14 protein-coding genes and 1 pseudogene are annotated in these 18,781 nt (G+C 58.8%); 14 read left to right on the top strand and 1 reads right to left on the bottom strand.

Features of this window, described 5'->3' with window-relative positions:
* Positions 1–248 precede the first annotated feature (248 nt).
* The 10 genes from katG (at position 249) to KPL81_RS09130 (ending at position 11,992) form a co-directional block, all read left to right on the top strand.
* A complete protein-coding gene (gene katG / locus KPL81_RS09180) occupies positions 249–2,447 on the top strand; it encodes a catalase/peroxidase HPI (protein WP_219791580.1) in 2,199 nt (732 codons plus the stop codon).
* Positions 2,448–2,867: 420 nt separating this feature from the next.
* A complete protein-coding gene (locus tag KPL81_RS20605) occupies positions 2,868–3,479 on the top strand; it encodes a DUF1294 domain-containing protein (RefSeq protein ID WP_240549151.1) in 612 nt (203 codons plus the stop codon).
* Between the two features lie 250 nt (positions 3,480–3,729).
* Positions 3,730–4,026: a hypothetical protein gene (locus KPL81_RS09165; RefSeq protein WP_219791579.1), complete on the top strand. Its 297-nt coding sequence runs from the start codon at positions 3,730–3,732 to the stop codon at positions 4,024–4,026.
* Between the two features lie 18 nt (positions 4,027–4,044).
* The gene (locus KPL81_RS09160; protein ID WP_219791577.1) at positions 4,045–4,398 is read left to right on the top strand and encodes a hypothetical protein; all 354 of its coding nucleotides are present in this window, start codon (positions 4,045–4,047) and stop codon (positions 4,396–4,398) included.
* Between the two features lie 114 nt (positions 4,399–4,512).
* A complete protein-coding gene (locus KPL81_RS09155) occupies positions 4,513–5,442 on the top strand; it encodes a hypothetical protein (protein WP_219791576.1) in 930 nt (309 codons plus the stop codon).
* Between the two features lie 95 nt (positions 5,443–5,537).
* On the top strand, positions 5,538–5,897 hold the full coding sequence (locus KPL81_RS09150; protein ID WP_219791575.1) for a hypothetical protein: 360 nt from the start codon (positions 5,538–5,540) through the stop codon (positions 5,895–5,897).
* Positions 5,894–6,541 carry a hypothetical protein gene (locus tag KPL81_RS09145; RefSeq protein ID WP_219791574.1) on the top strand — a complete coding sequence of 216 codons (648 nt, stop codon included), beginning with the start codon at positions 5,894–5,896 and terminating at the stop codon, positions 6,539–6,541. Before KPL81_RS09150 ends, KPL81_RS09145 begins: the two co-directional genes overlap by 4 nt.
* Before the next feature lie 247 nt (positions 6,542–6,788).
* Positions 6,789–7,580 (top strand): hypothetical protein, encoded by a 792-nt coding sequence (locus tag KPL81_RS09140; protein WP_219791572.1) that lies wholly within the window; start codon positions 6,789–6,791, stop codon positions 7,578–7,580.
* Between the two features lie 27 nt (positions 7,581–7,607).
* Positions 7,608–8,684: a M48 family metalloprotease gene (locus KPL81_RS09135; RefSeq protein ID WP_240549150.1), complete on the top strand. Its 1,077-nt coding sequence runs from the start codon at positions 7,608–7,610 to the stop codon at positions 8,682–8,684.
* Positions 8,685–8,836: 152 nt separating this feature from the next.
* Positions 8,837–11,992, top strand: coding sequence for an ATP-binding protein (locus tag KPL81_RS09130; protein ID WP_219791569.1), 3,156 nt, complete (start codon positions 8,837–8,839; stop codon positions 11,990–11,992).
* Here the strand turns inward: KPL81_RS09130 and KPL81_RS09125 are convergent.
* Complete coding sequence (locus KPL81_RS09125; RefSeq protein ID WP_219791567.1) at positions 11,915–13,657, bottom strand: NAD(P)-binding protein; 1,743 nt, start codon at positions 13,655–13,657, stop codon at positions 11,915–11,917. The two genes, KPL81_RS09130 and KPL81_RS09125, sit on opposite strands and share 78 nt — an antisense overlap.
* Before the next feature lie 236 nt (positions 13,658–13,893).
* Here KPL81_RS09125 and KPL81_RS09120 point away from each other — a divergent pair, with 236 nt between their 5' ends.
* The 4 genes and pseudogenes from KPL81_RS09120 to KPL81_RS20600 all read left to right on the top strand — a co-directional run.
* Positions 13,894–14,331 (top strand): VapA/VapB family virulence-associated protein, encoded by a 438-nt coding sequence (locus KPL81_RS09120; RefSeq protein ID WP_111412218.1) that lies wholly within the window; start codon positions 13,894–13,896, stop codon positions 14,329–14,331.
* Positions 14,332–14,481: 150 nt separating this feature from the next.
* The gene (locus tag KPL81_RS09115) at positions 14,482–15,288 is read left to right on the top strand and encodes a Stf0 family sulfotransferase (RefSeq protein WP_219791565.1); all 807 of its coding nucleotides are present in this window, start codon (positions 14,482–14,484) and stop codon (positions 15,286–15,288) included.
* A 173-nt stretch (positions 15,289–15,461) separates the two neighbouring features.
* Positions 15,462–16,493, top strand: a complete 1,032-nt coding sequence (locus tag KPL81_RS09110; protein ID WP_219791563.1) for a DNA glycosylase AlkZ-like family protein — start codon at positions 15,462–15,464, stop codon at positions 16,491–16,493.
* 260 nt (positions 16,494–16,753) lie between these two features.
* A pseudogene (locus tag KPL81_RS20600) lies at positions 16,754–18,739 on the top strand (type VI secretion system Vgr family protein); the annotation flags it as partial.
* Positions 18,740–18,781 lie beyond the last annotated feature (42 nt).

Genomic DNA, 18,781 nt, shown 5'->3' with positions numbered 1-18,781 from the left:
AACGGGGGAGTGACGCTGCATCCGACTGCCAGGCTGTCGCAAACGCCGTCCAGCCCGTTCGCTGACTTGGGTATCTTCACTCATAGCCTGACCCTATCGAGCCGAAAGCCCTCAACCGCCTTGACGGTTTCGCTTCCGAATCCTTGACTGATAACTGACGGCTTACGGGACGCTCATGCCTACGGCTTCGGGCCGCAAGGCGTTTACAACAATGACCCCTAGGCCACCATCCAGTCGAGGAGAAGACCGTGTCCGATCAGAAGCCTACACGCCGGGAGTACGGGGCGCGCACCACATCCCGCCTGCAGGGCAACGAGCACTGGTGGCCCGACCAGCTCAACCTCAACATCCTGCATCAGAAACACCCCGACGCCAGCCCGTTCGGGGCCGACTTCAGCTATGCCGAGGCGTTCTCGCAGCTCGACGTCGACGAACTCTGCGCCGATCTCGATGCCTTGATGACCGATTCGCAGGATTGGTGGCCCGCCGACTGGGGCCACTACGGCCCGTTCTTCATTCGCATGTCGTGGCACGCGGCCGGCACCTACCGTGCGGTGGATGGCCGTGGCGGCGGCGGCACCGGCGCCCAGCGCTTCGCCCCGCTCAACAGCTGGCCCGACAATGGCAACCTGGACAAGGCGCGCCGCTTGCTATGGCCGATCAAGCAGAAATACGGCGAGAAGATCTCCTGGGCCGACCTGCTGGTGCTCGCCGGCAACCGCGCGCTGGAGACCATGGGTTTCCGCACCTTCGGCTTCGGCTACGGTCGCGCCGACATCTGGGCACCCGAGGACGACATCTACTGGGGCCCCGAGACCGAGTGGCTCGCCACCAAGGACGAGCGCTACACCGGCAGCTGGGAAGACGGCAGCCGCGTGCTGGACAACCCGCTGGCCGCGGTGCAGATGGGCCTCATCTACGTCAACCCCGAAGGGCCCAACGGCGTGCCGGACGCCATGAAGTCCGCCCAGGACGTCCGCGAGACCTTCGCCCGCATGGGCATGAACGACCGCGAGACCGTCGCGCTGACGGTGGGCGGCCACACCTTCGGCAAGATGCACGGCAACGGCTCGCCGGATGCCGTGGGCGAAGCGCCCGAAGGCGCCAAGATCCACCAGCAGGGCTTCGGCTGGGCCAACACCCATGAGACCGGCCTCGGCGAGTACACCGTGACCTCCGGCCTCGAGGGCGCCTGGACCCCGACGCCGACCAAGTGGGACAACTCCTACCTCAACACCATCTTCGCCCACCAGTGGGAGGTGAAGAAGTCGCCCGCCGGCGCCAACCAGTGGCAGCCGGTCGAAGTGAAGGAGGGCTACTGGGTGCCCGACGCCCACGTGGAAGGCAAGAAGAACCCGCCGGTGATGAACACCGCCGACATGGCGATGATCACCGATCCCGCCTACCTGGAGATCGCCAAGGACTTCCACCAGAACCCGGACAAGCTTGCCGACGAGTTCGCCCGCGCCTGGTACAAGCTCCTGCATCGCGACATGGGCCCACGCGCCCGCTACCTCGGCCCGCAGGTGCCCAACGAAGTGCTCGTGTGGCAGGACCCGGTACCCGAGCACCAGGGGCCGCTGGTCAACGAGCAGCAGATCGCCACGCTCAAGCAGCAGATCGCCGACTCCGGCCTCAGCGCCAAGCAACTGGTGAGCACCGCCTGGGCCTCGGCCTGCACCTACCGCCAGACCGACCACCGCGGCGGCGCCAACGGCGCGCGCATCTGTCTCGAGCCGCAGACCGGCTGGGACATCAACCAGCGCTCGGGCGTGTACGACGTCATCGACAAGCTCAAGCAGATCAAGGACGCTTCGGACGCCAACATCTCGCTGGCGGACATGATCGTGCTGGGCGGTAGCGTCGGGGTCGAGATGGCGGCCAAGGCGGCCGGGCACAACGTCACCGTGCCGTTCACCCCGGGCCGCACCGACGCCACCCAGGAGATGACCGAGGTGGATACCATCGCCCACCTGGAGCCGAGGCACGACGCCTTCCGCAACTACATGCAGCCCCAGGTGACCTCCATCCCGGCTGAGCACCTGATGGTGGACCGTGCCTTCATGCTCAACCTCAGCGTACCGCAGATGACCGCACTGCTCGGCGGCATGCGCGCCATCGGCGTCAATGTGGGTGACAACGACGACGGCATTCTCACCGACCGCCCCGGCCAGCTGACCAACGACTTCTTCGTCAACCTCATCGACATGGGCACCGTATGGGAGCCCCTCGACGACAGCGAAGAGCGCTTCGAAGGCCGCCACCGCAAGACGGGCGAGAAGAAGTGGACCGCCACTCGCGTCGACCTCGTGTACGGCTCCAACTCCCAGCTACGCGCCATCGCCGAGGAGTACGCCGCCAACGGCGGCGAGGAGCGCATGGTCGACCGCTTCGTGAAAGGATGGGTCAAGGTCATGGAGAACGACCGCTTCGACCTGCACCGCTGAACGCCAGGTCCGCAAGAACGCGGACCTCACTCAAAATCGAACCCAAAGATGGATACCCGTCTTTGGGTTTTTTTTGTTTCCGACTCAGATCAAGCGAACCGACTCTATCGGCGCCTCATGCTTTCGTTGGCATTGCCCTAAACGTTTCGCTTGGTTACGTTAGGTAAAAAGCCGCAGTAGACGGCTAAGGCTCTATCCGAATACTGGCTGCGCTCGCCACCTATTCAGACAAAGCCTTGTGACCAAGACGTACTCAGGGACTGCCGCATTAGGATGATGCGAATCTTCATCCATTCTGCCAGCAGGGGCGGTAGCGTGCCCCAACTCCCCGGTTTCCCCCGCCTGACAAAATCATTCTTATTTAAAAATACCAGTAACCTATTGAGTTAAAGCTAATTCGGCCGTGTAGGAGAGAGCCCAATGCGGCAGCAAGGCAAGCTCACCCAGTGGAACGACGCCAAGGGTTTCGGGTTCATCACGCCAGCCGCAGGCGGCCCTCGCGTGTTCGTCCATATCAGCGCCTTTCCCCGCGGTGAAGGCCGGCCAAAAGTGAACGAGCCAATCACTTACCATCTGACCCGTGATAGCCAGAGCAGGCCCAGAGCACAGAAGGTACTTTTTCTATCACCAAACCGCTCAGCTCCTCGCAGCAAGGGGATGGCATTCGCTTGCACTGTGGTCGCAGCCTTCTCCACGCTTCTGGCGGCCTTGAGTGCTCTGGGCCACATACCGCTAAAGCTTGTGGGAGCCTACATGATGCTGAGCGCGATCACCTTCGCCATGTACGGCTTCGACAAAGCCGCAGCGGAAAGGGGCCAGTGGCGAACATCAGAAGCCACGCTTCTCTTCGCAGGCTTGATCGGTGGTTGGCCCGGCGCACTGGTGGCACAACGACTGTTTTGGCACAAAACCAGGAAGCAGCCGTTTCAGGCCATTTTTTGGTGTGGGGTGATGGTGAATTGTGGGGTGTTGGGGTGGCTTGTTTATACAGGAGAGGCGGTGTGGCTTTGGGCTGGTTTAGGAATCGGTTAACAGAAACAAAATCTGGTGTGCAAAAGGCACTCGGCTACATACCAGCATATTAGGTAAAACGCATACAGTATATTGGAACCGGCAAAGCACGCACGCACGCGAATTCTGCATAAGTGGCCGAGCTATGCTTAGGTGAAGAAAAGCAGCTCCACCGGACAAATTTTTATGTCACCTTTATTGTCCCAAAAAAGCCGCCAATAAAATTTGCTCGGTGAGCCGGGCGTAATGCATTCTAAGAAACGGAGTTAGTATGGCATTTTCAGATGAAACTAGATCAGCAATTGATGCCTATCTTGAAGGGCATTTAGCTGACTGGGATTGGCATAAAGACAGATTTGATTTTATTTCGGATCCAACTCTTCGGGATCGTCTGGCAGATGAATTCATTTCAACTCGCTATGTGTACAAGCTCCTAGAAGGAATGGCTGCTGATTCATGGTTATTGCGGGCACAAATACGCCTGCAAGTCTTATCGTACGCTTCTATCTACGAGGCGGTTATTCATCACATTCTATTTAAAGATTTAGCATCAAATCCTGAGGTTTAGTCATTAACAGAATTCAGTATGAAAAAAGTGATATCGATCCCTGCAGATAAAAAGGCTGCATTGGCGGCAGCGCTTAAGCATGATGAAAAAGATATCATTCCGACTTATGAAGGGATCGGGAGGACTGATACTACAAAAGTTCGTTTCGACCGAAAAGCAGAGTGTGCCGAAAAGCTAGGATTAATAGATGGCTGGCTGAAAGACGAAGTTGTTGAGTTTTATGAAGCCCGGAATGCCATTCACATTCATGCTGAAATTAGAAAGAGTTTAAATTATCAATTGGACCTATCTAAAAGAGCATACATGCGCATGGAGCCATTTATTGAACAAATACAAGAAAATCTACCCTCTGTGCTAGCTAATCATGCATAACAATGCCAAGCACGGCGACAGCTTTTCCGTTCCGGCTTCTCCTTCACTGCAAAGCTGCGCGTGTTGCGGGCGTTATGCGGAAATATAGCGGTCTGAGAAATCTTCGAAGGAACAATGGACAATACTATTACTAACGTATATCTAATTGTTGCCATAGCTGGCACATTAGGTTTGTTTTTCGCACTCATCGCATCGCTATGGCGAGAGGCATTGGGGAGTAAGGAGGAGGATGTTCTTCTCCCTATACTCATTAGGTTGGAGAATATAACTATAAGAAATGTCCCTCATGCGGCAGCAAACAGCTTGAATAACTTTTTTTCGGTTTTTTGGGGTAGCCAAAAAACCATATGTGTGACTGCCGTCATTCGTGCAACGACCCTTTCGATGGGGGGGTCATTGTTTGCACTAATATTAGGTCGAGCGTATGCTGTTGATTCGCTGGCTTGGGCTTTAGAAGACGTATTCTCGGGTGGTGCCCTCTCAGTAGTAAGTTTATATTTTCTTGTTGTCAATGCAATATTTGCTGTTCCTTCAGTTTTGCTAACGCGCCATTTGGTGAAAAAGGCTGCTAGTTCTAAAGCTGCGGGCAGAGTTGGCAAATACCTACTTCTAGACACGTTTGCTGCGTACCTTTTTGTTTCTTTAAATTTGTATTTTTTATATATCGGAGTGAATTCGGTATTAGCCCTTGCAAATGCAGACCTTCAAAGTGCAATTGAAGTCGTTAAAGTAATGGCTCAATTTCAACATATGAACGCGGTCCAATGGCCTGTTCAAAGCTCATTAATGATCGATGGAGTTAGTGCCACTATATATGCCTTGCTTTCTTTCATTCCTACACTGCTTTTTGTTGGTCTAATTTCATCGTCATTAATTGGTTATTGTATAGTAAAAATTATACATAAGCTGGCATTAAAGACAACAGAGGTGCTAACTCTAGGTGAGAAGACTGCGCTTGCTTCGGTGGCCAGTGGGCTGTTTATGTTCTCTGGTGCCTTAGCAGCTTGGGGAAAAGTTTTGGAGCTAGTTTCCTCGGCAAATTGAGACTCCACATAACCAGTGTATCAAACTGACCAATTTTCATCTGCCGCTCCATATTGGCAGCTTATTCAGGCGTTAGGAGCACGCACGGAGAGGCGATGAATATTCGGGATATAGGAAGCAGCATCAGGCTTGGTATCATGAAGTGTATGGTGACGCAGATATTCGGCCAAGTACCTAATAATATAGTTTCAGCTCTCGTTGAAATAAAGAAAAACGCAACAATATTGTTCACGAACTGGAGCGTACCCGTGACTTTAAATTATTCTTTTGAGCCACGGTCGCAATTGCGTGCTGCATTTTTCCATGAGCGACGAGTCCGCTGGCGTTATTGGGTATATCCGTGGGAAGATTACCATGGGAAGTATAGTAATTTCATCAACTCCGGCAGCCAAAAGCTAGGCTCCTTCGTCGCTCCGCTTACGGCTGCCGGTTATGGACAACGTTGGGCGAAATGAACTTCGATAGCAGCATATATGATGGATTTGGCGTCACACAGGAAGACGTCGACGCGTATGTGTATTTAGATATCGGACTATATGGAGTCGACATCACCCGGATAAGCAGTTATTTGCTTGTTCAGTTAGCAAGCGCGTGGAAGCACCGTACTCTAAACACCTACTCAATAACAGACGTGATTCAGTCCCTTGAGGGTGTGCGCCAACGGGCAAGGCCACCGAAAGCAAAGCCATTCAAAGGTGTAGCTCTATCTGGTCTCTGGAAAGTGCATTTTGTGAACCCTCGGTTCTTTGTTCGGAATGTTTATAACGAATGGGGAATGTTTCACGAAAATACTCAGAAATTCGTAGCGCTCTGCGCCAGAGTCGCAGAAGCAGAAAGGCAGGAACCATTGCCTCTGGGGTGGCAGGGACAGTTAGCGCATGAATACGTTATCGGCGGGTACGAGAACCGAGCAAGAAAAGGAAAGCTTACAGGTGAGTGGTTGATATTCGGCATTCATGAAGGCAAGAACATCTATCTTACGCTGTGTCAACACTCTAGCGGACCAGAGGAAGACGAGGAGATCCAACAGGCACTCAGAGGTCTATGCGGCAGTGAATTCCCCGAGCTATTTTCAGCTATCGCCCAACAAGGCGCTTGAAGCGACGCCGGTAAGCGTGCGCGCCGTTTCATGCCCGTTAGCGGTGCGCTCAGCTTTCGTGTTAGGCATGTAGATAGGTACAGCGATGGCGAAAAATGACAGATTAAGTGACGAGCAACGCGCGCAGCTGGCCGTTTTGGAACCCATGCTGCGGTCCGCCGCGGATGCGCGGGATTACGAGAAGGCGAAGTCGGTCACCCTCCAGATCCAAAAAGTCCTTCGCCCCACCGGGCACGAGACGCGCCTTATGAAAGCTAAGAATCAGCTCTTTGAGGTGGCTATGGAGTCGGGCAACCTCAGCACTGCCATCACGGGCTTCATAGGCATACGGCAGAAGGTCTCGAGGCGCACACGGCTTTATCTAGAAGCTACGACGCTGCTAGCCATCTGCTATCTGCGAAAGAAGGATCTAGCATCCGCTCGTCCATACATACTTGAGGCATTTGAGCGCGAGAAGAACATTATCTCCCCTGAGCGGCAGTCGGAGTACCGGCTGGCGTTGGCCAAGCGCTTCGATGAGGAAGCGTTGCTGGCTAGTCTGTCACCGGGCGCCTCGGAGCAGCTGGATATTGATAAGATCCAGGATGAGGCGGGAAAGCTCATATACTCGAAGCACGAGGATGACATATTGGAGCTTCTGGGCGCTTCGGTTCCTGAGGGCGCGCTCGAGTTCGTCAATGACGTCCACAAGGAGTCACAGGGCCTGCTTACCTACGAGGAAAAGAAGAAGCTTCCTTCGCCTGCTGCCTTCGAAGAGCGTAAGAAGCTAGGGAAGGGTGTGCTTTCAGCATTTCAGGCCGTTATATGGAGGTCCTTCTGCGATAAAAATAGCGAAGTCTACAAGATGTGGTTCACTAACGGAATGCAGGCTGTCCTCGACAAGAAGTACATCACCGCCTCTGTCGTGAGCGCATTATCCGGGCTCAGCATAGGTGTTTATGCAATAGCTGTGTACCTTACAGCATTGCTCATAAAAATGGGAATCGAAACATTCTGTAGTGTATACAAGCCATCGAGTATTATGGGACTGCGGCACTAGATGCTGGATAGCAAAGGGGATTGCAACATGGAGCAAGAAGCAATAGCGAAGGCATTCTATATGACGCTATGCTCAAATGAGGAGATTGAGCGTATATTTAATGTCTCGTCTGCTAGTGATTACTTGTTGAAGGTTAGAGCTGACGCCGCTACCGAGCATACGAGAATATATCGTGTATTTAGACGGAGAATGCTCAATGCTGGAGATGGGTGGTGTTTCAGTGATTATTTTAATACCAGGCCGTTTGAAAACTATATTAAGTGTCTGGTTGATGAAGATTTTACGGAAGCAAAGAGTTTGGCAGCAGGTTTTGTATTTTGCGATAAACCCAACGGCCTTATCGAAAAAACAAGATTTGGTAATGTGATTGCAATATCGGAGTCGTTAAGGTATTTTTTATATTTTATGAACCTGGCGATTTTGGATCATGGCGATGTAGATGTTCATCAAGATGTAAGAAGTGCTGCAATGAAGATTGCGATTAGAACAATGCTCCAGAGAGAGGCGCTTGATTTCGATCTTGATCCTAGAGGCGAAATTCCAGCAGAAGTCCATAATAGCGTACAGCACCATACTGACCGACAATTGGAGTTCGTGATAGGGCATGAGTTTTCGCATCACTTTTTGGGTCATCTTAATGATTCGAAATTGATTGACGGCGCATATCTATCTGCTCAGGAATTGAGTGGTAAAACACATAAATTTTTTTCTTACTCACAGAAAAACGAGCTTGATGCCGATTTAGATGCAATAGAAAGGCCAATTTACACACCAGATATGAAAGCCGATATGGTAAATAGTGCTTTGTTCTTTTTCGTGTACTTGCACATATATCGAGGGGTGAAAGATCAAATAATGCCCTCTATGGGAGGACCTAGCACACACCCTGATCCCATAGATAGGTTTCATCATATTTACAATCATTTCAAGGATAGTATCGAGCTAGATGAAAATAACTTGAAAGATCTTTTGAAATTGAGTGACATTTACAAAGAATCTTTGACTGCTGATGTGGCTTTGAATTTTGAGTCGTATGAGACTTATGGTTCAATATATTTGGCGCAATGGCACAGAAAGGTGTTAATTGATCGTGTGGATTTTTAACAGTGCCTTCCAGCGGACCCAGTCGCTTACGCGCCGAGTCACTGAAGTCGGGGTTATTTGGCACTCATGGTGAGTAATCATGAAAGTTGATGTTACAAGCGTTAGCCAACCATCCCTCTCATGCCCCACCTAAGCGGCAAAGGACCCCACCAGTGATCATCCCCCAAGACGGGCGCTTGCGGCTGGATCGTGAGCGCTTGAAGCAGCATCGCAAGCGGCTGGGCCTGAGTCAGGAGGCGCTGGCCGAGTACTGCTTTGATCGGCGCTTGTGTGTCTCCATCGCTTCCATCAAGCGGGCGGAGAGTGGCAAGGCGGTGCTGTATCGTACCGCGCGCCATCTGGCTGAGATCTACGAGGTCGAGGTCGAGGAGTTGTCAGCGGAGGCTGAGGAGGCTGCCGTTGTCGCTGCCGATATCGAGGAGATGGAGAGTGCCCGTGTACTGATCCAACTCCACGCCGTGGCGGCCGATCCGTCGGCGCTGGCGAGCTGGGTGCAGCATTTTGGCGGCAGCCTGGAGGAAGGGGGAACGGCGCTGTTCGGGCTGCCCCGCGCTTACCGCAGCGATGCCCAGCGCGGCCTGTTGTGTGCTGCCACCTTGGTGGAGCAAGGGGTGGCGCGTGGCGTTTATCTTCAGGCCGGCCATTGGCCCACGGCTGCGCCGCTTTCCATGTCGGCCGGGCAGAGCGGCGTCTGGGTCGAGCGTGGGGTGGCGGTGCAGTTGGCGGAGCGTTTCGTCTTCGAAGATGAAGGCGGGGAGTGGCTGCGCTATCGCCATCCACGCGACGAGGCTCATGACGCTCGCTTCGAGCTGGTGGGGCGCCGGGTGCAGTTGGGCCAGCTGCAAGCCATTCTGGAGAGCACCCAGGCCTACCAGGCCGGTCATCTGATCTATATCCGCGGGGTGGCCGGCATCGGCAAGACGCGCCTGAGCGCCGAGTTTGCCGAGATGGCCGCGGCCCATGCCGATCATCATCAGGCCGAGGTGCTGGACTTCGGTACCCGCGCCGATGAAGGCCCGCTGATGCAGCTTGCGCGTTCGCTGCTGCAACCCTCCGCCGAGGCGAAAGCGGAAATTCTGGACGAGGCTTTCCTGCTGGCCCGTCTCTCGGCGCTGCGCCTGCCCATGGATCACGCCATGCTGCTGCGTCCGCTGCTGGGCTTGCCTCAGCCTGAGGAGGCGCAGTCGCTCTATGCCGCCATGACCCCGGCTACCCGCAGCCAGCGCCTGGTGCTGGCACTGCGCGACCTGCTCCTGGCGCGCTCCATTCATCGCCCGCAGCTGGTGGTGGTGGAGGATCTTCACTGGGCGGACGAGGCGCTGCTGGCCACCCTCACCGGGCTGCTGCAGGGCACCCAGGAAGCTCCGGTGATCTGGCTGTTCACTTCGCGCCTGGAGCAGGACCCGCTGGAGAGTCGCCTGCGCCCGCAGCTGCCGGAGCTGCCGCTCACGCTGATCGAGCTGCCGCCGCTGCGCCCGCAGGAGGCCGAGGCCCTGGTCGCCAGCTACGGTACGGTGCCCGCCGAGCACGCCGCCCGCTGCGTCAGTCAGGCCCAGGGCAATCCGCTGTTTCTTACCCAACTGTTGCTGTTTCATCCCCAGCGCAGCCTGCCGGCCAGCCTCGCCAATCTGGTACAGAGCAAGCTGGATCAGCTCACCGATCTAGATCGTCGGGCCATGTGCATCGCCGCGGTGATGGGGCAGCGCTTCTCCCTGGCCTCGCTGCAGGAGGTGCTGGGGCAGGCCGATTATCAGCCCGAGCTGCCCCAGCGCTACAGCCTGGTTCGCCCGCTGGAAGAGGGCAGCTACCGCTTCGTGCACGACTTGATTCTGCAAGGTATCTACGAGGGGATTCCCAAGATCCAGCGCGACCGCCTGCACCTGCGCCTGGCCGCGCTCTACGGCGAGGCGGAGCCGGGCTTACGGGCGCGCCACCTGCACCGGGCGCGTTCGCTGGAGGCGCCGAATGCCTTCCTGCAGGCGGTGGCGGCGGAAATGGCCCGCTATCGGCATGAAGAAGCCATGGCGCTGCTGAGGGATTGCCGCGCAATCGACTACGCGCCCAAGGATGAGTACCGACTGATGCTGCTGCAGGGCCAGGTGGCGATGGCCACCGGGCAGATCCAGGCGGCGCGGGAACACTTCGAGGCGGCGCGTGCCTTCGCCCGGGAGGAGCGGCAGCGCATCACGGCCGACCTGTGGCTGGCCCGGGTGTTGAACATGCTCGATGCCCTGGAGGCGGAGGAGGCGATACTCGACGGCCTGCTGCCCCTGGCCGAGGCGCTGGAGGATCCCTTGCCCCTGGCCGAGGCGCTCTATCTCAAGGGCAATCTCTATTTCCCCCGGGGCGACTTTGCCACCAGCCGCGCCTATCACACCCGCGCCCTGGAGCAGGCCCGCCGTGGCGGCGACGTGCGCACCGAGATCCAGGCCCTGAGCGGGCTGGGCGATGCCCACTATGCTCAGGGGCAGATGCGCAGCACCCTCGAGCTGTTCGATCACTGCGTCACGCTGTGCCGAACCCATGGTCACGCCGATCTGGAGGCCTCCAACCTGTTCATGCTGGGTACCGCCCGCATCTATGCCAACCAGACCGAGGCGGCGCTGGCCGACTGTTTCGATGCCGCCGAGCTGGGCAAGCGGGTCGGCAATCGGCGTGCCGAGGTGGTGGCGCGGCTCACGGCGGGGTGGATTCTGCTCTCCCAGGGCGAGCCTTATGCGGCGGACGAGCAGGTCACCCAGGCGCTGGAGGTTGCGCGCGGCCTGGGCTCATGGCGCTTCGAAGCCTTTCTACTGGAGAGCCGGGCCCGGGTCGAGCTGATCACCGGGCAGCTGGCAGAAGCCCGAGCCAGCATCGAGCGCGCCTGGCAACTGGTGGAGCAGCATGGGATGCAGGCCTTTATCGGCCCCTGGGTGCTGGGCACCCGGGCGCTGCTGGCAGAGGATGCCGAGGCTCGCCTGGCGACGCTACAACAGGGCGAAGCGCTGCTGGACGCCGGCTGCGTGGGGCACAACGGCTATCGCTTCCTGATCGCGGCGGCTGAGGTCAGCCTGCTCGACCGGCGCCCCGAGGCGGCCCGCCACTACGCCCGGCGCCTGACCCAACTGATGGGGGCGGAGCCCTGTGCCTGGGGTGAGCATCACCGCGCCCTGATCGAGGCCCATGCCGATTGGCTGGAGAACGGCCAAGCGGAGGGCGAGAAGGGCGGCGAGGCGCACGCCCTGGAAGCCTTACGAGCGTGCTGGCACCGAGGCGAAGCCGTCGGCCTGCGGATGACGCTGCCCCGCCTGGCCGGCACTCGGCACTAGCCGCAGGACTTTCTCATCCCGGCGCTCCGCCGTGCCCAGCAGCAGCTCGACCAGATGCGCCGATTGCTCCAGGCACTGCTCCTGCAGGCCGGCACCGCGGGTCCAGCCGCCGGCGAACAGCAGCGGGCACCCCTCCTGGCTATCGAGGCGCTTGCGGGCGGTGGCCTGGTTGTAGCCCTCGATCTCCGCTTGCGCCTCTAGGCAGTTGGCATCCAGCACGTTGTGCTTGAACAGGGTCCAGGCCTTGGCTTCCAGGGCGGGGTCCAGCGGCGGCAGTCGGTCACGGTAGCCGGCTTCGTCGGGGGCGTTGGCCTCCAGCACTACCGGTTCGTCCAGGGGAGAGGACTGCCGATCGAGCATCTCGCTGCGGGGAATGCGGTTGAGATCGTCCACCAGGGAGACGAAATACTGCGGCAGGCCCGCCTGATTGTAGGCGGGGTTCTCGGCATCGTTCTGGTGGCGATTCGCCACGTAGTCGATGCGGTAGGGGAAGAAGGTGTCCTCGCGTTTACGCACCTCGATATTGTAGGTGCGCCACAGGTTGCGATTGGGCGGCAGTCGGGCGGCGGCGGTGTGGCAGACGCTGAAGCTGCGGGTGTAGCGCACCTTGCCGAGGATATGCTGCAGCTCCCGCTTGGTTTCGCTCAGGCCGTCGCCGAAGGTCAGCAGCGGCAGGGCATCTTCGGCGTGGGTGGCCATGATCAGCAGGTCGGCCTCCCAGCGGCGCTCCCCGGGGGCGCGCTCGCTCAGCTTCACGCCATGGGTCGTGAGCGTCGCTTCGACCTCGATGCCGCGCAGGATCTCGACTCGGGCGCCCGGCGTATTCGGGTTGGTAATGTGGGCGGCCAGGGCCTCCAGCCAGTGCTGGGCGCCGTGCTCGAAGTAGCGCCGATCCGGGGGCGAACCGCCCTCCTGAATGCGGTAGTACTCGAAGGGCGCCTGAAGCGGCATGCCACCCGGGCCGCGATCGTCGGCGAAGTACATGGCCGAGATGCGGGGATAGTAGATGGTGCGGCGGATGCGCTCCAGCCGGGCCGGCAGCTCGGGGTCGTGCCAGTCGATGGTGACGTGCAGCTGATCCGCCGCGGCGGCCAGCATCTCGGCGGGTGTGGCAACGCAGGCGTCGAAGAAATCGTCCACCGTATAGCGCGGCGTAACGCGATGATTCTCCACCAGGGCGATGGCACTTTGGTGGACCACTGGGATCAGCAGTGCCAGCCGGCCTCCATCGACCTTGGATAGCTCATGGGCCGGATCGCTGACGCCGCGGAACAGCTCCTTGTCGTCGGTGAGGGCGATGCTTCCGTCACGGCTGAAATAGCTTTCGGTATTCTCCAGCGGCTTCATGCGCTCCAGCTCGCCGATCTCGCCGAGGATCGTGCGCAGGCGGTGGTAGGTCGCCAGGTTGACGTCATTGACGCCCAGATCGGCCCAGCGACGATAGGGCGAGTCGGGCTTCCCTGGATGGCGCCGCATGCCCAGGTCGACCCACACCGTCTCGGCGTTGCCGCCCAGGGTGGCCTTGCGCTCGAAGATCGTGACCTCGATCTGCCGGGTCGGCTCGCTGCCGAGCTTCTGGCAGCCGAGTTTTTGCAGATAGTAGGCCAGCGACAGGCCGGAAACCCCTCCGCCGATGATGGCAACCCGTAGCGGTGCATGGTCCATGGTGACGCCCCCCAGTCTTTGTTTTCCTAAGAATCCACCAGGAGGAAGTCGCATCCAAGAGGCTCAGCTGAGGTGATACCGAAGTGATCCGTTGCGCTTGGCAGGGCTGATACCGGCGCTCGTGGTGATACCGAGGTGATGCGGTCGGTATGAGATATCTGAACTGGAATGCTTAGGGCAGTAAGCCGGTCGGGTTCCGACCGCCAATTCCAGAACAACGCACGAGGTATCGACCGATGAACGCTCCGCAAACCATCGACAAGCAGCTGATCGCCCACGACTTCCGTGTCGCCATGCATGGCAAGCTCGAGCCCGAGAAGATCGACGAAGCCGCCCAGGCACTGGCCGCCTCCCAGAAGGCCTATCCTGCCAATGGCAGCGTCGCCAGCATGATCTTCTACCTGAAGTTCCAGGTGAATATCACCGATGGCAAGACTTTCGACGGCCATGCCGGCGGCGCCTCTTCACCGGGCGGCGGCGCCCTCTTCGGGCACGTCTACACCGACGACCTCGACCGGCTCTACCGCGATACCGTGAGCTTCGAGTTCCAGGCCACCCCGGTCTACCTGAGCATCCTGTTCTTCGACAGCCACAGCAACCTGCTGGGCCACTTCCAGTCGGGGGCAGTTTCCATCGTCACCGGCGTCGGCGGAGGCAAGGGTAGCTGGAGCTGAGCGGATACTTGGGCTTCAGCTGGTAACATCCGGGGGCGCTTCGGCGCCCCCTGTTCATTTAATGGGGATCACTAGGTAAGAAGAGAATTACCATCCATACTGCGGGTTGGGGCGGTGGCAGCTGTCTGTCTTGCATATGGAGGTAATCCAATGCATTTATATGAAGAACAATTTTCAGAAAGTCATGATTTTCCAAGAGTGCAAAGTCCCTCCAAGGTGTTGGTTATCGCCTCGACGGGAAGGTCTGGCAGCCATATGCTTGGGCATGCACTCCATGAAACGCACAGGTTTGGTTTTCCATTGGAATACGCGAACCCTGCAAATCTTTCGGAATGGAAAATACGACTAGACATAGATGACTTGCAGGGGGTCATGGCGGAAATAAAGCGGCGAAGGACATCACCTAATGGTGTGTTTGGGATAAAGCTTCATTACCCACACATCAAGCTGTTTGGTGGTTTCGATAATGTGGTCAACTGCTTTCCAGACGCCTATTATATTCTCTTGTCGAGAAAAAATTTGCTGAAACAAGCCGTGTCGTTGTCGATAGCTAGCCAAACGGGAGTATGGATTTCCGGCCAAAAAGCGGTAAATGACAATCCGCAGTATGATTTCGCTCACATTGACAAGTGCCTTCGTGAGACCATTTTGAACAATGCCTCATGGAGGTATACGTTAGCGGCTAATGGTTGTAACTACATCGAGATGGACTTTGATCATGTTCGTCATGATCTCGACCAGGCGATAAATGATATAGCAAGATTTATGGGCATAGAGATCGATCCGGCTGACATACCCCGCGCACCAGTCACAAAAAAGCAGAGTAACCGTAGAAACGCAGAATGGGAGAAAAGATTTATTTCCGATTTCAATGCGTCGGGCGAGCTTTTGAGCAATGCAGGGCCAAGCATACTTAAGAGAGTCGAGGGCAAGGTCAAACGGATGCTATATGAATAACGGAGTGCTTCGCTACACACTGGGCAGTTTTTTCTTCACTGGGTACCGTGCGCCTCGAATACGTCATCGCAATTTCTGTCATGGGTTATGATCACCGTATGCCGACTACGATCACCCTGGACCATCTTCGCCGGTACGCTATCACGCGCAGTCTGTTCAAGCCGAGAGCCTTGATGCGTGCCGTCACAAAGCTGGGCTTCGTCCAGTTCGACCCGATACGTGCCCCCGCACGGGCTCAGGACCTGACGCTGCGCCATCGTGTCACCGACTACCGAGCCGGCGATCTGGAAGCGCGTTACCCGCGTCTAGCCGTCGAGGAGGATTTTTTTGTCAACTACGGCATTCTGCCGCGTGCAACGCAATGCCTGATGCACCCACGGACGGCACGCACCGAGTGGCCGTCCTCGCGCTGGGCGCAGGCACGGGCCGTGCTGGAGTTCGTGCAAAGCCGTGGTGTGGTTCACCCACGCGAGGTGGACGCCGCGTTCGAGCATGGTGCGACCAGGAATTGGTTCGGTGGCAACAGCCGGGCCAGTACCCAGCTCCTGGACGGCATGCATTACCGCGGTCTGCTGCGTGTGGCGCGGCGCGAAGGTGGGATACGTCTGTACGCACCGCAGCTTGCCCATGAACGTGACTGCCCTGCGGACCCTGACGCTACCCTGGATGCGCTGATCGACGTGGCAGTGGCGAAGTACGCGCCATTACCTGCGGCCACGCTCAGTCGCCTCGTCACTTGGGTGGGCTCTGCGGCGGCGCCACAGTGGCGCGAGGGTCGCCGCCATGCACTGGCACGTACCAAGGCGCGGCTACCTCAGGCCACGATAGACGGCTGCCGCTGGTACTGGCCGGCCGGCGAGAACCCTGGTAGTCGACGCTTCGCACACGACGCTGTGCTGGACGAACGCCTTCGCCTGCTGGCGCCGTTCGACCCGGTAGTCTGGGACCGCGAACGCTTCGAGCGCTTTTGGGGCTGGGCCTATCGCTTCGAGGCCTATACGCCGCCAGCGCAGCGGGTGCGTGGTTACTACGCGCTACCCATGCTGTGGCGCGGTCAGGTCATTGGCTGGGCCAATGCCGCCGTACGTGACGGACAGTTGCAGTTGCAGCCGGGCTATGTGAGCGGACATGCCCTTAGGGATGCGGCGTTCGAGCCCGCGTTGGAAGAAGAACGGGCGCGCTTCGAACGGTTTCTCGGGCTGTAAGCGCTTCGGCGACGGGCTGAGCGTCGGGTCTTGGGCTGACTAACATCTCCAGAGCCCCCGAGCCTCATCAGGCTCGGGGGCTTTTCGTTTCCGAGTTAGTGGGGGGCAGGCTGTCCGCCTCCTTTGTAAGTCTTTTCTTACACGTTTATCGGCGATGTGCCACAGATGCCCGCCGCTGCGCTTGGTATCCTCTCTGCGCGAGAAATTGCGATTCCCCTAATGGATTAATAAGAGCAATACCTTTCACGCAGGGAGGCACCATGGCCGATGCAAGCGGATGGCAATTCACCCTGGCCCTGGCCGGGGCCGACGACCTGGCGGTCATCGAATTCACGCACAAGGAAGCGCTGTCCCAGCCCTTCGAACTGACGGTGCGCTTCGCCAGCCGCGACGGCAGCCTCTCCGCTAGCGATATCCTCGACCGCGAGGCCACCCTGACGATCTGGCAGCAGGGCGAGGCGCTGCGCCGCGTCCACGGCATCGTCAGCGAGTTCGCCCGCGGCGATCGTGGCCACCGCCGCACCTTCTATCGGGTGACGATCCAGCCCGCGCTGTGGCGCCTCTCGCTGCGGCAGAACTCGCGCATCTTCCAGGAAGTCTCGCCGCTCACGGTGCTCAATACCCTGTGCGACGAACACGACCTCACCGATATCGCCTTTGCCGCCACCCGGGAACCCGAGTCCCGCGAGTACTGCGTGCAGTACCGCGAGACCGATCTCGCCTTCGTCCAGCGCCTGGCCGCCGAAGAGGGCCTGTTCTACTTCCACGAGTTTTTCCAGGTCAGCGGTGAAGAGGGCGCCAGCGCCGCCCATCGCCTGGTCTTCGCCGACGCCCCCCAGGTGCTCACCCACCTGGGCAGCCGCAGCTACCACAGCCGCGCCGGGGGCACGCCACCGCGCCGCCACGTGCGCAAGCTGCAGCAGCACGCCCGTGTCGCCCCGGCCTCGACCACGCTCAAGGACTACTCCTTCAAGCGCCCGGCCTACGGTCAGCTGCACGGCCACCTCGCCGACGGGCTGGAAGAACACGCGCAAAGGGTCGACTACGAACACTACGACTACCCCGGCCGCTACAAGGCCGACGCCTCCGGCCAGGCCTTCACCCGCATTCGCCTCGAATCCCTGCGCCGCAGCGCCAACACCGCCGACGCCGAGAGCGACCTGCCCGAGCTTGCCCCGGGGCTGCGCTTTACCCTGACCGATCACGATCTCGACGAGCTCAACCAGGACTGGCAGGTGCTCGGCGTGGTGCACCACGGCAAGCAGCCCCAGGCCCTGGAAGAGGACGGCATCGTCCAAAGCCAGACCGAGGGCGGGAACAGTGGCGGCATGACCACGTACCACAACGACCTCGTGCTCATGCCCGCCGACCTGGCCTGGCGCCCCGAGCCCAACCCTCGGCCCCGCGTCGACGGCCCCCAGGTCGCCTTCGTCGTCGGCCCCGAAGGCGAGGAGATCCACTGCGACGAGCATGGCCGGGTCAAGGTGCAGTTCCCCTGGGATCGCTACGCCGAACCCAACGAAACCGCCAGTGCCTGGCTCCGAGTCAGCCAGGACTGGGCCGGCGGTGGCTACGGCAGCATGGCGATTCCGCGGATCGGCCACGAAGTGATCATCAGCTATCTCGAAGGCGACCCCGACCAGCCGCTGATCACCGGGCGGGTCTACAACGCCGTCAACACGCCGCCCTACGAGCTCCCGGCCCACAAGACCCGTACCGTCATCCGCACCCAGAGTCACCAGGCCGAAGGCTTCAACGAGCTGCGCCTGGAAGACCAGGCCGGCCAGGAACAAATCTGGCTGCACGCCCAGAAAGACCTGGAACTGCTGACTAACAACGACCGCACCGAAGAGATCGGCAACGACAGCCACCTCACCGTGCACCATAACCGCATCAGCGAGATCCACAGCAACGATCACCTCACCGTACACGGCCAGCGGCATACCCAGGTCGACGGCGACGACCACCTCATCGTCGGCACCACCCGCCACGAGAAGACCGCCCGCGCCCAGCTCGTCGAAGCCGGCCAGGAGGTGCACCACAAGGCCGGCAGCAAGACCGTAATCGACGCCGGCGCCGAGATCACCCTCAAGGCTGGCGGCAGCTTCCTCAAGCTCGACCCCAGCGGCATCACCATCGTCGGCGCCCAGGTCAGGATCAACTCCGGCGGCAGCCCGGGTTCGGGAAGCGGGCAGGGGGCGGTGACGGCGCTGCTGCCGGGTGCCGCCACGCCGGAAGCGAGCGAGGACTTGACGCTCAAATCGATCGGCGCGGGCCTGTTTTCTCAG

This window comes from Billgrantia antri (assembly GCF_019430905.1).
GTDB classification, from domain to species: Bacteria; Pseudomonadota; Gammaproteobacteria; order Pseudomonadales; family Halomonadaceae; genus Halomonas; species Halomonas antri.
The sequence above is the reverse complement of the archived record's forward strand: the minus strand, read 5'-3'. Positions and strand labels throughout refer to the sequence as shown.

What these genes read in the sequence shown, in the direction of transcription:
- KPL81_RS20605 (WP_240549151.1), top strand. Translation starts at nt 2,868, where the DNA reads ATGCGGCAGCAAGGCAAGCTCACCCAGTGGAACGACGCCAAGGGTTTC.
- KPL81_RS09165 (WP_219791579.1), top strand. Translation starts at nt 3,730, where the DNA reads ATGGCATTTTCAGATGAAACTAGATCAGCAATTGATGCCTATCTTGAA.
- KPL81_RS09160 (WP_219791577.1), top strand. Translation starts at nt 4,045, where the DNA reads ATGAAAAAAGTGATATCGATCCCTGCAGATAAAAAGGCTGCATTGGCG.
- KPL81_RS09155 (WP_219791576.1), top strand. Translation starts at nt 4,513, where the DNA reads ATGGACAATACTATTACTAACGTATATCTAATTGTTGCCATAGCTGGC.
- KPL81_RS09150 (WP_219791575.1), top strand. Translation starts at nt 5,538, where the DNA reads ATGAATATTCGGGATATAGGAAGCAGCATCAGGCTTGGTATCATGAAG.
- KPL81_RS09145 (WP_219791574.1), top strand. Translation starts at nt 5,894, where the DNA reads ATGAACTTCGATAGCAGCATATATGATGGATTTGGCGTCACACAGGAA.
- KPL81_RS09140 (WP_219791572.1), top strand. Translation starts at nt 6,789, where the DNA reads ATGAAAGCTAAGAATCAGCTCTTTGAGGTGGCTATGGAGTCGGGCAAC.
- KPL81_RS09135 (WP_240549150.1), top strand. Translation starts at nt 7,608, where the DNA reads ATGGAGCAAGAAGCAATAGCGAAGGCATTCTATATGACGCTATGCTCA.
- KPL81_RS09125 (WP_219791567.1), bottom strand. Translation starts at nt 13,657, where the DNA reads ATGGACCATGCACCGCTACGGGTTGCCATCATCGGCGGAGGGGTTTCC.
- KPL81_RS09120 (WP_111412218.1), top strand. Translation starts at nt 13,894, where the DNA reads ATGAACGCTCCGCAAACCATCGACAAGCAGCTGATCGCCCACGACTTC.
- KPL81_RS09115 (WP_219791565.1), top strand. Translation starts at nt 14,482, where the DNA reads ATGCATTTATATGAAGAACAATTTTCAGAAAGTCATGATTTTCCAAGA.
- KPL81_RS09110 (WP_219791563.1), top strand. Translation starts at nt 15,462, where the DNA reads ATGCGTGCCGTCACAAAGCTGGGCTTCGTCCAGTTCGACCCGATACGT.